We start from the raw sequence: 14,107 nt of genomic DNA, 5'->3' as shown, positions 1-14,107 counted from the left end.
ACATGACTAAATGCGGTCATCTCGCATCGGATATGGCCAGCCCCTAGACTACGATACGGGACATTTCCCCGGATCGTTCGATGGCGCTCTTTTGTCGAGACAGAGAAGACCTTCAGATTAAAACAGTTCGCAAGTCGAACTGTTTTTTATTATGGCGTAGTGAATGATCGAATTAGAGGAAGGAAAGGAGGGATGGGGACTCTCTCGTTTTTTACTTTTGGGGTATTTTCTCTTGTCACTAATGAGTATATTTTCTTGTCGTTGTACTAAAAAGTATGAATCGATAAATTAGGCTTGCAAAAACTAATGCAATTAGTTATATTAAAACTAATAAGATTAGTTTACCAAACGGAGGTTAAATACAATGCGAATGACGACGCGCGCGAACGTGCACCAATTATCCTTCATGCCGCGGTTATTTCCGGTTAATGCATACTTGGTGGAGGAGCAGGACGGTCTTACGTTGATCGACGCCGCTCTCCCCTACAGCGCGAAAGGCATGATCGACGCGGCGGCCCGAATCGGCAAGCCGATTCGGCGCATCTTGCTAACGCATGCGCATGGCGACCATATCGGCGCGCTTGACCGGCTGAAGTCGGCGCTGCCCGATGCCGAGGTGCTCATCTCCGCGAGGGATTCCAGGCTGCTCGCCGGAGACAAGACGCTGGATGCGATCGAGATCCAATCTCCCATCCGAGGCGCCGTGCCGAAGCCAGGCGCCATTCGTACCCGGCCGGATACGCTGATCGCCGACGGCGACCGCGTAGGCTCGCTGCTCGCGGTAGCGACGCCCGGGCACACGCCCGGCTCGATGTCTTTTCTCGATACGCGCACGGGCTCGCTGATCGCGGGGGACGCCTTCCAGGTGCGCGGCGGCATGGCCGTGTCCGGGAAGATGCAGCCGCTGTTCCCTTTCCCGGCGATGGCGACTTGGAGCCCTGCCGAGGCGCTCCGTTCGGCCAAGCGGCTAATCGGACTGAAGCCGACGCTTCTCGCGGTCGGGCACGGCCGGATGGTCGCGGACCCGCTCGAGGCGATGACCGCTTCTGCGCGCGACGCGGAGCGCAGCCTGGAATCCCAAGGCAAAGGAGGGGCCAGCCATGTCACCGCGAATCGGCCTTGATCGGGCGACGCTGCTGCAGGCTGCCACGGAGATGGCCGACGAGCACGGCCTGGAGTCCGTGACGTTAGCATCCCTCGCGCAAAAGCTGAAGATTCGTTCGCCTTCCCTTTACAATCACGTGAACGGCCTACCCGATTTGCGGAGGGAGCTGGCGTTGTCCGGCCTCGGCAAAATGGCGGAAAGCTTCGAAGCCGTGCTGGACGAAGCCGAGGGCGACGAGGCGCTGCGCGCCTTCAGCCGCGCGTATCTCGCATTTGCGCGGCTGCACCCGGGATTGTACGAAGCGGTGCAGCGCGCGCCCGATCCCGACGACGCCGTTCTCGCGGAAGCCGGCGGCCGGGTCGTTTCCCTCGTCGTCCGCGTCATCGAGACCTACGGCCTGCGCGGAGACGCGGCCATCCACGCCGTGCGCGGCATTCGCAGCGTTCTGCACGGCTTCGTCTCGATCGAGCGCCAGGGAGGCTTCGGCATGCCGCTGGATCTGGACGTCACGTTTCGTCTGCTGGTGGATACTTTTATTGCCGGCGTCAAAACGTTGAGAGCGCAGGGAGGCGAGCGAGCATGAGCTTTCTAATATTCGTGGCGCTGTTCGCCGGTTTGTGCGGCTGGCTGGATCATCAGGCGCGGCATCGCGCGGGAAAGAGGAGGGGTTAGCATGTTCGCTGGACACTTCGGATTGGCGGCGGCGGTCAAGGGGCGCACGTCGTCGCGCGTGCCGCTCTGGGCGCTGATGTTGGCGACGCAATTGTTGGATATCCTATTCGTGCCCTTGCTGTTGGCCGGCGCGGAGAAGATCGAAGAGATACCGGGAAAAGAAAGCTACGGCGGAGCGCTCATCCACGCGGATTATACGCACTCGCTTGCCGGCGCGCTGCTCGTCGCGGCGATCGCAGGCTGGCTGGCCGGTCGCCGATGGGGGAAAAACGGCGGCTGGACGATCGGAGCGGTCGTTTTCAGCCACTGGCTCCTCGACCTGATCGTTCACAGGCCGGACCTGCCGATTCTGCCGGCGAACGCAGGCGGACTGCCGCTGCTCGGCTTAGGCATGTGGCATTACCCGGCTGTCTGCGCTGGCGTTGAGGCGCTGATCCTCGTCGTAGGCGCGATTTTCTATATCCGATCGCTGCCCCGATCGTCGGTGAACCGGCCGGGCGCGCGATCGGTCGCGGCAGGCGCCGCGATGGTCCTCACGCTGGCTGCATCGCTCGCGACGGATCTGCTCGGCGCTTGACAGACGGTAAGGGATCGGATAAAGTTAGCTTACAAAAAGTAATTTACTTTATATAATGATAGAGAGGACGGTCCTTATGACGCGTTCCATCCATCCCGATACCGATCTCGGCACCGTTTATTTGAAGGTTTCTGAGCTTGATCGTTCCATCCGTTTTTATGAGGAAATCATCGGCCTGAAGCTCATCTCCCGCGAGGGCGCGACGGCTCGCATGGGCGAAGGTGGACCTGCCGCCTTGCTGCAGCTCGAGCAGCTGTCCGAGGGCGCGGTTCCGGCGCCGCGCAGGCGCACGGGCCTTTACCACTTCGCGATTCTCGTGCCGACGCGCGAGGCGCTCGGGCTTGTGGTCCGCAACTTTTTGCTTCGCCGCGTCCCCATCGGACAGGGAGATCATCTCGTCAGCGAGGCAATCTATCTCAGCGATCCCGACGATAACGGCATCGAGGTGTACGCCGACCGTCCGCGGGACACGTGGTCCTATACCCCGCAGGGAGAGGTCGTCATGGCGACGGACCCGGTCGACATCGACGGACTCCTCGCCTTGGCTGGCGACAAGCCTTGGACGGGACTGCCCGCTGGCACCGTCATGGGGCACGTGCATCTGCATGTCCGGGACCTGCAGGAGGCCCGGCGGTTCTACGTGGATACGCTCGGCTTCGATGTCGTCGCCAATTACGGCGGGCAGGCGTTGTTCGTGTCCGCGGGAGGATACCATCACCATGTCGGCTTGAATACGTGGGCCGGCGTAGGCGCGCCTCCGCCACCGGCGAATTCGCCCGGGCTTATTCACTTCACGGTCCGGCTGCCTGACGCCGCGGAGCTCGAACGGATCTTAGCCGAGCTGCGCGAGCAAGGCATTCCGACGGAACCGCACGGGGCCGGCTATCTTGCCGCCGATCCGTCGTCCAACCGCGTGCTGCTGACCGTCCGCGATTGATCCGCTTCCTATTAATGAAGCCTTCGGCAACGCCGCGCGCGGTGCTACCGAAGGCTTTTTCCATTTGACGATATTAATCGTCCTGCGACGTCAGGATGACCGGACCGTCCTTCGTGATCGCGATCGTGTGCTCGAACTGCGCGGACAGCTTGCCGTCCATCGTGCGCGCGGTCCAGCCGTCCTCGTCGATCTTCATTCGCCAGGTTCCTTCGTTGATCATCGGCTCGATCGTGAGGACCATGCCTTCCTTGAATCGGAAGCCTTTGCCGGGGATGCCGACATGAATGAAGCTGGGCTCCTCGTGCAGCTCCCGGCCGATCCCGTGCGCGGCAAGCTCGCGAACGCAAGAGAAGCCGTTCGCCGCCGCATGCTTGTGGAGCGGATACATCGCGTCGCCGATCCGATTGCCGATGACTGCGTGCTGGATGCCGATATCCAGACACTCCTCCGTCACGCGCATCAGCTTCTCCGCCGTCGGCGACAGCTCGCCCACGGCATACGTCCAAGCGGAATCGCCGAGCCAGCCGTTCAGCTCCGCGACCGTGTCGATCGTGACGAGATCCCCGTTTTTAAGCGGCGTATGATTGGGAAAACCGTGCGCGATGACGTCGTTAACGGAAGCGCAGGTCGCGAATTTATAGTCCTTGTACGTCTTCGTGAACGGCCTGGCGCCATAACTCGCCATGACGTCCTCGACGAGCTCTTCGATCTGCCACGTCGTCACGCCCGGACGGATCATCTTGCGGATCTCTTTGTGACAAGCGGCTACGACGGCTCCCGCCGCTCTAATCTGCTCGATCTCCTGCGGAGACTTAAGCGTCACCATGGCTTGCAGGCTCCTCTCTTCTCTACGGTCACGATACACCTTTTAACCGAGGGGCGTCAATTCGCCCGGTATAGGCACAGTATGCGCGAGCAGACGCCGTCGTGCGAAGGACAAAAAATCGAACATCTTTCGCACCAACGATTGAATTGCGCGGGGCGCGCCGGCATGCTAAAGTATTGCACGCGCGGCGTGGCGCCAATTTCGCGCACGTCCGGTATGCCGAAAGCCTTCGACGGCTCTAAGACGGACAGGCCAAGCACGGCAGCTGACGAGCGGATGACAGGAGCGGGATATTCATGCTGAGATGGCTGTTCGTTAATCGGAGCATTCGGACCAAAATCGTATGGAGCAGCGCCGTGATCTCTCTGATTCCGATGCTGATCCTGTCTTTCTTATTCTACCGGTCGAGCACGAGATCGCTGGAGCGGACGCTGGTCAGAAGCGCCGAGCAGAACGCCGATTATATGTACGGCTCGCTCGACGAATATTTTCACAACTTCACGGCTTCGGCCCTGCAGCTCTACGGGAACAGCTTCAGCCGCGTCCTGAATCTGATGGCCCACGGCGCGGATTACAACGACGGCGAGATTCTGTACCTGCGCGAGACGCTCGCGAATTATTACTCGCTCGTCATCAACAAAAACAAAGACATCATCAAGATCATGGTATACGGCGCGGACGACAAGCTGAAGGACTCCTGGTCCCGCGCGACCAGCTACGATGCCATCCGCCTGGGGGCGGGCGAGCCCCATTACCCGGAGCTGCTCGATCTTCCGTTTCAGCATACGCTGATGTTCGCTTACCGGGATCCCGCGATCCAGGAAGAGCTGTTCGCTTACGCGATCGGCATCTACGATCCGTTCTACCGCAAGAAGTTCGGCACGCTCGTGTTCTTCCTGCGGCAGAAGGACCTGGCCAAGGAGATAGAGGCGGTGAACCGGACGCCGAACATTATCGCGCTGCAGAACGCGAACGGGGAAACGTTCTATCGGACGAGCGACGCTTACCCTTATTCGGAAGCCGAGTACCGAAGACCCGAATCGCCGCCCGCGGAGCAGGTTCGCTCCATGAAATTCGCGACGCCGCCCAACCTTCTGGTGAGCACCTCGACGCTCGATAACGCGAATATCGGCATGACGATCCTCTACCCGGCCTCCGAGCTGCAAGAGAACCGGCGGAATACGCTTCAATTGATCGTGGGCGCGATCCTGTTCGTCATGCTCGTCATCGTCGTTTGCTCGTACATGGTTCAGAGGTCGATTACGAAGCCCATTCAATTGCTGGGCAGCGCCATGAAATCCGTGCGCGGGGGCAACTTCCAGGTTACGCTGCGCCCCAGGAGCTATCGGGACGATCTCTCCGAGCTGATGCGCAACTTCAACTTCATGACGGACAAGCTTCGCGAGCTGGTCGAGCTGGAGTACCAGACGCAGCTCCGGAACAAGGAAGCGCAGCTGCTGGCGCTCCAAATGCAGATCAACCCGCATTTCCTGTACAATACGCTTCAGACGATCGGAGGCAAAGCCGTCCTGATCGGGGAATACGAGATTCACGAGATGTGCCGCGCGCTCGCCGATCTGTTCCGCTACAGCTTCTACGAAGGCAATACGGAATCGACGATCGGACAAGAGCTGGTGCACGTGAACAATTATCTCTACATACAGAAGCTGAGATTCGAGGAATCGCTGGCGACGGAGATCGACGTGGACGCCGGCTTCATGAACGTGCCGATCATCCGGTTCGTGCTGCAGCCGATCGTGGAGAACGTAGTCGTGCATGCGCTGGAAAAGAACGAAGGCCGAACGCTTCTCATTCGCGCGAGCGCCTACGAGGAGGGCGAAACGGCGGTGGTCGAACTGAGCGACGACGGACCGGGCATACCGGCGGACAGGCTGGCCGCGATCCGGCAAGGACTGGAGCGGCGGTCGCTGGAGGTGTTCTCCGGGGTGTCGATCGGACTCAAAAACGTGCACGAACGTCTTCGTCTCGTCTACGGGGAGGCGTACGGGCTCGAGATCGACAGCGCGCCGGGCCTCGGGACCGTCATCCGAATCCGAATTCCATACAAGAGGTGAGGCGAAGACGATGCTAAGGGTGATGGTGGTCGACGACGAGGCGCCGGGGCGCAAAGCGATCGTCAAGCTGATCGAGCAGCTGGAGCTGCCGGTCGAGGTCGTCGCGGAGGCGAAGAATGGGGAAGAGGCGCTTGACCTGATCCGGATGAACAAGCCGCATATCGTCGTCACGGACATGTTCATGCCGATCATGAACGGACAGCTGTTCCTGGAGCGTCTGCACCGCGATTACGAGGAGATCAAGGCGATCGTCATCAGCGGCTACTCGCAATTCGACTACCTGAAGGCGGCGCTCAAATATCAGGCCTGCGAATACGTGCTCAAGCCGGTCGCCTTGAGCGAGCTGCGGGAGGCCATGAACAAGGCGATCCGGGCGGTGAACGAGTTCTCGGACCGCCAGTTGGAGAGGAAGTCGTCGCTCGACATGGCGAAGCTCAGGACGGAGGTCTTCCTTCAGCACGTGGCGGAGCGTCGCATCGCGAACGCCGCGGATATCCGCAGGCAAGCCCGCGAGCTGGGGCTGCCCGCCGAGAGCGCCGGCTATCGCGTGGCCGTATGCCGGATTCGGCAATTTCAAGGCATCTCGGCTTCCCAATTTCGGGGCAACGCGGATTTATACATGTTCGGGTTGGAAAATGTGATGCGCGAGGTGCTGCGGGACGAAGGGACGCTGCTGTTCAAGACGGACGACCGGTCCCGCCTGTGCCTGATACTGCCGTGCTCGTCGTACCCGGACCTGCGCGCGGGGGAGGCTCTTGGCGCGTTTCAGCAAGCGGTCGCCCAAACGCTGGGCGGCGACGTCGCCGTCGGCCTCAGTTCCGCATTCGCGGGCTTGGAGGAACTCCCCGATGCGTTCCAGGCCGCCTTGTCCGCATTAAGCCGCTGCGAGTTCGCCTATACGGGGCTCACGATAAGTCCCGCGGACAAGGCGCCCGCCGCGCCGGCCGAGCTGCTGTCGTCGTTCGATTTGCGGCGGCTGTCCCATGCTTTCGGCGCCGGGAATGCCCGCGACGCGGGCCTGACGCTGGACGAGTTTGCCCGGAAGATCGCGAGCCGACCGTCGACGACGATCGGGGACGTCCAGCGGGAGCTGGCCAGGCTGGCGGAGCTCGCCAAGGCGTCGATGCCGGGAATGCCCGCGAAGCATGCGCCGCTGTTCGAAGCGACGGCGATCGGCGGCGTCATGGAAGCGGGAGGGCTGCAGTCGTACTTGAACGGCGTGACGCTTGCCGCGGAGGCGTATGCCGAGAGCCGCCGGGACGCGCCCGAATCCGTACGCACGGTTCAGGATATCGTCCGGTACCTCGACGAGCATTACTTCGAGGATGTCGGCCTGATCGACGTCGCGACCCGTTACCATATCGATCCGAGCTACCTGAGCAAGCTGTTCAAGACGGTGACGCAGGAGAACTTCATCGAATACGTGACCCGCAAACGGATGGAGAAGGCATGCGAGCTGCTGGCCTCGCCGGAGCGGAAGATCAACGAGATCGCCGAGCTGGTCGGCTACGAAAACCAGCGCTACTTCAGCCAAGTATTCAAAAAGCACACCTCGCAAACGCCATCCGAATACCGCGAATCGCTTGGGCATGCTTGATGCATGCCTCTTTGCATACGTTCGATTAACGCTGCGGCGGGCAAAAAAGTGAACACGAGTCCGCCAAATTATTGGATTCCGGGGCCCGCTGCCGGTCGGTAACATGAGAGCAGGAACAGGCCGCTGCCCGGCCGCGTTCGAAAATGACGATAAGGGGTTACAGAACATGAAAAAAGCGATAACGACAGGTATCGGCGCGGCTCTGCTCACGCTCTCGCTGTCCGCGTGCGGCAGCGGCGACAACGCCAAGAACGCGGAAGGCGCTTCAGACGCGGCAGCGTCGCCTACGGGGACGGCGAGCGCATCGGCGAGCGCTTCCGCTAGCGCTCCCGCATCGGAGCCCGCCGCGGACGGCAAGCCGGTGACGATCACGTTCATGCACTTCAAGAGCGACTTCACCGACGGCGTCGCCAAGATCGTCGAGCAGTTCGAGACCGAGAACCCGAACATCAAGGTCGACGTGCAGCCGGTCAAATACGACGATTATTACACGCTGCTCAAGACGAAGATGGCCGGCGGCGACGTCGTGGACGTCTTCACGCTGAACGCCGGCGCGCAGACGAAGCTGTTCGCGGACGGCGGATACCTCGAGGACCTGACCGGCAAGGACTTCCTGTCCGGCTTCGATAAGAGCGTCCTGGACTCGCAGTCGACCGACGGCAAGAACTACATTTTGCCGGTGAACGCGAACCCGATCGCCGTTTTCTACAACAAGAAAATATTCGGCGATCTCGGCATCGAGATCCCGCGGACGTACGACGCGCTGATCGCGGCCGCCAAAAAGATCAAGGACGCCGACAAGACGCCGTTCGCCCTCGGCTGGAAGGATCCATGGACGCTCAGCATGTGGCTCACCCGCGATATGCCGAGCAACTCCGCCCTGGTCTTCGGGCAGCCCGACTTCTTCGAGAAGCTCGAGACGGGAGCGGTTAAGTTCTCGGACAATCCGGCGACCAAGGTCATGATCGAGCACGCGCAGCAATTGTTCGATCTCGGCAACAAGGATCAGCTCGGCGTCGATTACAACGGCGCGGTCGACCTGTTCGCCAAGGGCGACGTCGGCATGATGTACATGGGCACCTGGCCGCTCGTCGACATTCAGAAGAAAAATCCGGAGCTTTACGACAATATGGGCTACTTCCCGTACCCGTTCAGCAACGACGAGAGCCTGAACAAGCTCGAATTCAATCCGGACGCCTCGCTGGCCGTCAGCAGCAAGTCGACGCATAAGGAAGCCGCCGAGAAGTTCCTGGCGTTCTTCGCCAGCAAGGAAGGCGGGGACCTGGTCGTTCAGAACATCAACACACTGAGCTACGTCAAGGGCACCGATACGAACATCGCGCCGGCCGTGAACGATCTGAAGCCGTACTTCGACAACGCCGAGCTCTATAATTCCCAGATGTATCTGGCGAAAACGACGATCGACTGGGGAACGCCGTTCACCCAGGCGCTGCAGAAGCTGTTCTTTAAAAAATCCACCGTCGATCAAGTCGTCAAAGAAATGGACGATTGGATCGCGAAGAACCACAACTAAGCTGCGGCATGACGACACGGCACGGGCCAACTGCCCGTGCCGTTCGTCCGCCGATAGAAAGGACGGCGCAACATGACGAACATAAGGCGACTCGCGCGCGGCGAGGCCTGGTATCTTCTTTTTCTTTTGCCCGCATTGTTCCTGTTCGTGACGGCCGTCGTCATCCCCCTCGCGACGGGCGTGCGCTACTCCTTTTCCGATTGGGACGGCGTGGCGCCGAAGCTGCACTACATTGGATGGGATAACTACGTGAAGGCCCTGCAGGACTCCGACCTGTGGAGCGCGCTGTGGCACACGTTCAAATACGCGATCGCGCTGACGATTCTGGTTAACGCGCTGTCGCTCGCGCTCGCGCTGCTGCTGGATGCGTACCTGCCCGGGCGTCATGCGTTCCGCACGATCTTTTTCCTGCCGAGCGTCATCTCCATCGTGCTGTCGGGATTCATCTGGGGCTACAACTACAGCCAAGGCTTCCCGAACCTGCTGAGCCATTTCGGCCTCGACGTGACCAGCCCGCTCGGCAATCCCGATCAAGCTTTGTACGGTCTCATCGTCGTCGCGGTCTGGCAAGGCATCGGCTCGCCGATGATCATTTACATCGCGGGCCTTCAAGGCATTCCCGGCGAGCTCGCCGAGAGCGCGAAGATCGACGGCGCCGGCGTATGGAAGTCGTTTCGGCATATTACGTTCCCGCTGCTTGCGCCCTCGGTGACGATCAATATGCTGCTCGTGCTGACCGGCGCGCTGAAAGTGTTCGACCTGGTCTACGTCACGACGAAGGGCGGCCCCGCCTTCTCGACCGAGGTGATGTCGACGTATATCTACCGGACATCGTTCGATAACTACAAGGCCGGCTACGGGATGGCGCTGTCGATGATCTTCTTCGTCGTGCTGGTGGTCGTCACGATCGTTCAGATCGGACTGTTCAGAAGACGGGAGGTCGATTTGTAATGAGAACTGCCCGAATCTCGACCTTCGCCGTCGTGACGCTGCTGGCCGTCCTCTTCCTTTTCCCGCTGTACGTCGCGGTGCTGATGGCGTTCAAATCCGCCAAGGAGACGTTCGATTCGTTCTACGCGCTGCCCGCCAGAATAGACTTCGCCAACTTCGTTCACGCCTGGCAGACCTCGGATTATCCGAAGGCGATCCTGAACAGCGCGATCGTCACCGCCCTGTCCGTGGCGCTCATCGTGACCGCGTCCTCGCTGGCCGGCTATGCGATCGCGAGGCGCAACAAGCCGTTCTATAACATCGTTTTTCTGCTGTTCCTCTCGGGCATGATGGTGCCGTTCCAGGTGACGATGCTGCCGCTCTACAAGCTGGGCAAGTCCCTCCACCTGATCAACAGCCACTGGGGCATCGCGCTTGTCTACGGCGGCTTCGGCGTGCAGATGGGCGTCCTGTTTTTCGCCGGCTTCGTTCGGGGCATCTCCCGGGAGATCGAGGAGGCTGCGCGGATCGACGGCTGTACGACCCCCGGCATCTTTTTCCGGATCGTCCTGCCGCTGCTGAAACCGGTGACCGCTACCGTCGCGGTGCTGAACGTGCTCTATATCTGGAACGACTTTCTGCTGCCGCTCCTCTACCTGCAGGACAAAAGCTTCCGGACGATCCCGCTGCAGCAGTATTACTTCTTCGGCCAATACAGCAGCGACCTGAACCTGGCGTTCGCGTACGCGGTCATGGGCATGATCCCGATCGTGGCGTTCTTCCTGTTCATGCAGCGGTTCATCGTCAAAGGGATCGCCGCCGGCGCGATCAAAGGGTAAACGCAAAGGAGACCGAGCAACCATGGCGATCATCTATCACGAAAACAAACGACTGTTCGAAATCCGCACCGCGCGTACGTGCTACCTGTTCGGCGTCAACGACGCAGGCACGCTTCAGCATCTCTATTGGGGCGAGCCGATCGAAGCCGAGGAAGCGGCCGACCTGCTGAAGAGCCGGTCGCACAGCTCCTTCGACGCGGCGGTCGACCGCGAGACCGAGGAGTACGGGGGCTGGGGCGGCGCGGGCTATGCGGAGCCGGGCCTGAAGGCGACGTTCGCGGACGGCGTCCGGGACGTGCGGCTCGTCTACTGCGGCTATACGATCGAAGGCGCGGAGGAGCTTGCCGTCCATCTCAAGGACGCGCATTACGCGCTGAACGTCGAGCTCCGCTACAAGCCGATCCACCGCCACGACCTCATCGAGCGCCGGGCGATCCTGCGGAACGGGGAGACGTCGCCCGTGCGAATCGAGCAGGTTATGGCCGCCCTCTGGTCGGTTGGCGGACTGCCCGACTATCGGCTGACCCATGTGACGGGACGTTGGGCCGGCGAATATCAATTGCGATCCGCCCCGTTGACCGAGGGCAAGAAGGTGCTCGAATCGCGCAGAGGCTTCACGGGCCCGCACGCCAACCCCTGGTTCGCGATCGACGACGGCGGCGCGAACGAGACAGGCGGCCGCGTGTGGTTCGGCGCGCTCGCCTGGAGCGGCAACTGGAAGCTCGTACTTGAGCGCACGACTTTCGGCGGCGTTCGCGTGACCGGCGGCGTGAACGACTTCGACGGCGCGTTCGCGCTCGCCCCCGGCGAGACGTACGAGTCGCCCATCTTCGTCGGCGGCTTCGCGGCAGGCGGCTTCGGCGACATGAGCCGCAAGCTCCATCGCTACCAGCGGGAGGAGATCCTGCCGGGCAGGGCGCCGCGGAAGGTGCTGTACAATTCGTGGGAGGCGACCGAATTCGCGGTGAACGTCCGCGACCAGCTGGCGCTCGCGGAGCGCGCCGCGAAGCTTGGCGTCGAGCGGTTCGTCGTCGACGACGGCTGGTTCGGCGAGCGTCACAGCGACCGGGCGGGCCTGGGCGACTGGCGCGTCAACGCCGATAAATTCCCGAACGGACTCGAGGAATTGATCGGTGCCGTTAAGGCTCGGGGCATGGAATTCGGCTTGTGGGTCGAGCCCGAATCGGTCAATCCGGACAGCGACCTGTTCCGAAGCCATCCGGATTGGATCTATCGCTTCCTTACGAGAGAGGGCACGCAGCTGCGGAACCAGTATCTGCTCAACCTGGGCAAGCCCGAGGTGAAGGCGTTCGTGCTGTCGTTCATGACCGAACTGTTGTCGAAGCACGGGATATCATTTATCAAATGGGACATGAACCGCACCGTCACCGAGCCGGGCGGCGAGTCGCGCGAGGGCGAAGGGAAGTCGGTATGGATCCGTCATGTCGAGCATCTGTACGAGATCTGGGCGGAGCTCCGGTCGCGGTTCCCGCATGTCGAATTCGAGACCTGCGCGGGCGGAGGCGCCCGGATCGACCTGGGCATCTTGAGATACGCAGACCAGGCGTGGATCAGCGACAATACCGACGCGAGGGACCGCTTGAGCATTCAGGAAGGTTTCACTTACGCTTACAGCCCTTCGATTATGATGTGCTGGGTGACGGAAGCGCCGAACGGGTTCAACGGCAGAAGCCTGCCGCTGTCTTACCGGTTCCATAGCGCGATGATGGGCGGACTCGGCATCGGCGCGGACATCGGACGTTGGTCCGACGAGGAGATGGAGGCTGCCGCCCGGTACGTGAGCGTATACAAGGAGATCCGGCATCTGATCGCGGAAGGCGACCTGCACAGGCTGTCGTCGCTGCGCGATGCCAACGTCGCCGCCTGCCAATATGTCGATGCCGAGGGCGGAGAGGCGGTCGTATTCGCCTTCCTCCAGGCGCAGAGCTTCGGCGGAACCGAGCGCAGTCTTCGCCTTCGCGGACTCGTCCCGGACGCGGTCTACGAAGTGCGGAGCGACGACGGATCGCCCGGCTTCGTCCGGCACGGCTCGACGCTGATGCATCTAGGCGTCCCGCTGGCGCTCCGCGGCGACGACGTCAGTTGGCTGCTGCGCGTCAAGCGGGTGGACGCGACCGCCGGCGCGTAAACAGGTCGTTCGCGAAATAGCGAGAGGGCCTGCGGGCTGTTTTCCTTTTGTATGCCGTTCCTAATCCGTCCCGCCCGATTGGTCCGGACGAACAACGATTTCTTCGGCGCATGGCGGCGCGCGCGTCCTTCTATTAGAATAGGGGAAACGCACGTGCCGCTCGTTCGCGTGCAAGACGCGAAAGCCCGTCCGAGGCGACGGGCGCGGCGACGGAGGAGCTGTTCATGATGATCAAGCAACTGGTGGATTTGTTTATCGCGTTCGGAAGGTCGACGATGCTCGGCTACGGCGGAGGTCCTTCGATCATCCCTTTGTATCAGAACGAAGTCGTAAACCGGTATCAGTGGATGGGCAACGAGGATTTCGGCAAGGCGCTGGCGTTCGGCAATGCGCTTCCCGGTCCGATCGCCACTAAGCTGGCGGCCTACATCGGATTCAAGGTCGCCGGCTGGCTGGGCGCGCTCATGGCCGTGACGGCGGTCGTGCTGCCGACCGCGCTGCTCATGGTGCTGCTCGTCGGACTGATGCACAGGCTCGAAGGCAATCCGTATATCAAAGGGATGATCAAAGGCGTACAGCCGGTCATCTTCGTCATGCTCGCGATGCTGGCCTACGACTTCGCCAAGTACGCGTTCCAGCGCAGCGGCGGACCGGTCGTTTTTCTGCCGTTCGCGCTTGCCGCGGTTTACTTTATCATGGTACAGTATCTCAAGATCAATGCGGTGTGGGGCATTCTCGGCGCGCTGGTCATCGGTGCCCTGTTCATGCGGGAAAACGCGGGCTGAAGCGAATAGCCGGGACGACTTGCGGTTCGAGCCGCCTCATCATTCCGTTAGGAAGCGCAGAGCGCTCCGGCATTGGCCGGG

At 61.2% G+C, this 14,107-nt stretch carries 12 protein-coding genes; 11 read left to right on the top strand and 1 reads right to left on the bottom strand.

Annotation, left to right across the window (positions count from 1 at the left end):
• Nucleotides 1–364: 364 nt before the first annotated feature.
• The 4 genes from BM235_RS07110 to BM235_RS07095 all read left to right on the top strand — a co-directional run bounded on the left by BM235_RS07110 (nucleotide 365) and on the right by BM235_RS07095 (nucleotide 3,291).
• The gene (locus tag BM235_RS07110; protein ID WP_090110965.1) at nucleotides 365–1,123 is read left to right on the top strand and encodes an MBL fold metallo-hydrolase; all 759 of its coding nucleotides are present in this window, start codon (nucleotides 365–367) and stop codon (nucleotides 1,121–1,123) included.
• Nucleotides 1,101–1,688, top strand: a complete 588-nt coding sequence (locus tag BM235_RS07105; RefSeq protein WP_090110962.1) for a TetR/AcrR family transcriptional regulator — start codon at nucleotides 1,101–1,103, stop codon at nucleotides 1,686–1,688. The genes BM235_RS07110 and BM235_RS07105 overlap by 23 nt, the downstream gene beginning before the upstream one ends.
• Nucleotides 1,689–1,778: 90 nt before the next feature.
• Nucleotides 1,779–2,354: a metal-dependent hydrolase gene (locus tag BM235_RS07100; protein ID WP_090110960.1), complete on the top strand. Its 576-nt coding sequence runs from the start codon at nucleotides 1,779–1,781 to the stop codon at nucleotides 2,352–2,354.
• A 76-nt stretch (nucleotides 2,355–2,430) separates the two neighbouring features.
• Nucleotides 2,431–3,291 (top strand): VOC family protein, encoded by an 861-nt coding sequence (locus BM235_RS07095; protein WP_090110958.1) that lies wholly within the window; start codon nucleotides 2,431–2,433, stop codon nucleotides 3,289–3,291.
• Between the two features lie 73 nt (nucleotides 3,292–3,364).
• Here BM235_RS07095 and map read toward each other — a convergent pair whose 3' ends face one another.
• The gene (gene map / locus BM235_RS07090) at nucleotides 3,365–4,117 is read right to left on the bottom strand and encodes a type I methionyl aminopeptidase (protein ID WP_090110956.1); all 753 of its coding nucleotides are present in this window, start codon (nucleotides 4,115–4,117) and stop codon (nucleotides 3,365–3,367) included.
• 296 nt (nucleotides 4,118–4,413) lie between these two features.
• Here map and BM235_RS07085 point away from each other — a divergent pair, with 296 nt between their 5' ends.
• The 7 genes from BM235_RS07085 to BM235_RS07055 all read left to right on the top strand — a co-directional run bounded on the left by BM235_RS07085 (nucleotide 4,414) and on the right by BM235_RS07055 (nucleotide 14,026).
• A complete protein-coding gene (locus tag BM235_RS07085; RefSeq protein ID WP_090110954.1) occupies nucleotides 4,414–6,192 on the top strand; it encodes a sensor histidine kinase in 1,779 nt (592 codons plus the stop codon).
• Between the two features lie 10 nt (nucleotides 6,193–6,202).
• Nucleotides 6,203–7,789, top strand: coding sequence for a helix-turn-helix domain-containing protein (locus BM235_RS07080; RefSeq protein ID WP_090110951.1), 1,587 nt, complete (start codon nucleotides 6,203–6,205; stop codon nucleotides 7,787–7,789).
• Nucleotides 7,790–7,955: 166 nt separating this feature from the next.
• On the top strand, nucleotides 7,956–9,323 hold the full coding sequence (locus BM235_RS07075; protein WP_090110949.1) for an ABC transporter substrate-binding protein: 1,368 nt from the start codon (nucleotides 7,956–7,958) through the stop codon (nucleotides 9,321–9,323).
• Between the two features lie 72 nt (nucleotides 9,324–9,395).
• Entirely contained in the window at nucleotides 9,396–10,274 is an 879-nt protein-coding gene (locus BM235_RS07070) for a carbohydrate ABC transporter permease (protein WP_090110947.1), read from the top strand.
• Entirely contained in the window at nucleotides 10,274–11,092 is an 819-nt protein-coding gene (locus BM235_RS07065) for a carbohydrate ABC transporter permease (protein WP_090110945.1), read from the top strand. Before BM235_RS07070 ends, BM235_RS07065 begins: the two co-directional genes overlap by 1 nt.
• A gap of 22 nt (nucleotides 11,093–11,114) precedes the next feature.
• Nucleotides 11,115–13,241, top strand: a complete 2,127-nt coding sequence (locus tag BM235_RS07060; protein ID WP_090110943.1) for an alpha-galactosidase — start codon at nucleotides 11,115–11,117, stop codon at nucleotides 13,239–13,241.
• A 224-nt stretch (nucleotides 13,242–13,465) separates the two neighbouring features.
• The gene (locus BM235_RS07055; RefSeq protein ID WP_090110941.1) at nucleotides 13,466–14,026 is read left to right on the top strand and encodes a chromate transporter; all 561 of its coding nucleotides are present in this window, start codon (nucleotides 13,466–13,468) and stop codon (nucleotides 14,024–14,026) included.
• Nucleotides 14,027–14,107: the final 81 nt, after the last annotated feature.

This window comes from Cohnella sp. OV330 (genome assembly GCF_900112065.1).
Lineage (GTDB): Bacteria > Bacillota > Bacilli > Paenibacillales > Paenibacillaceae > Cohnella.
This window is presented reverse-complemented; position numbering and strand designations above follow the sequence as displayed.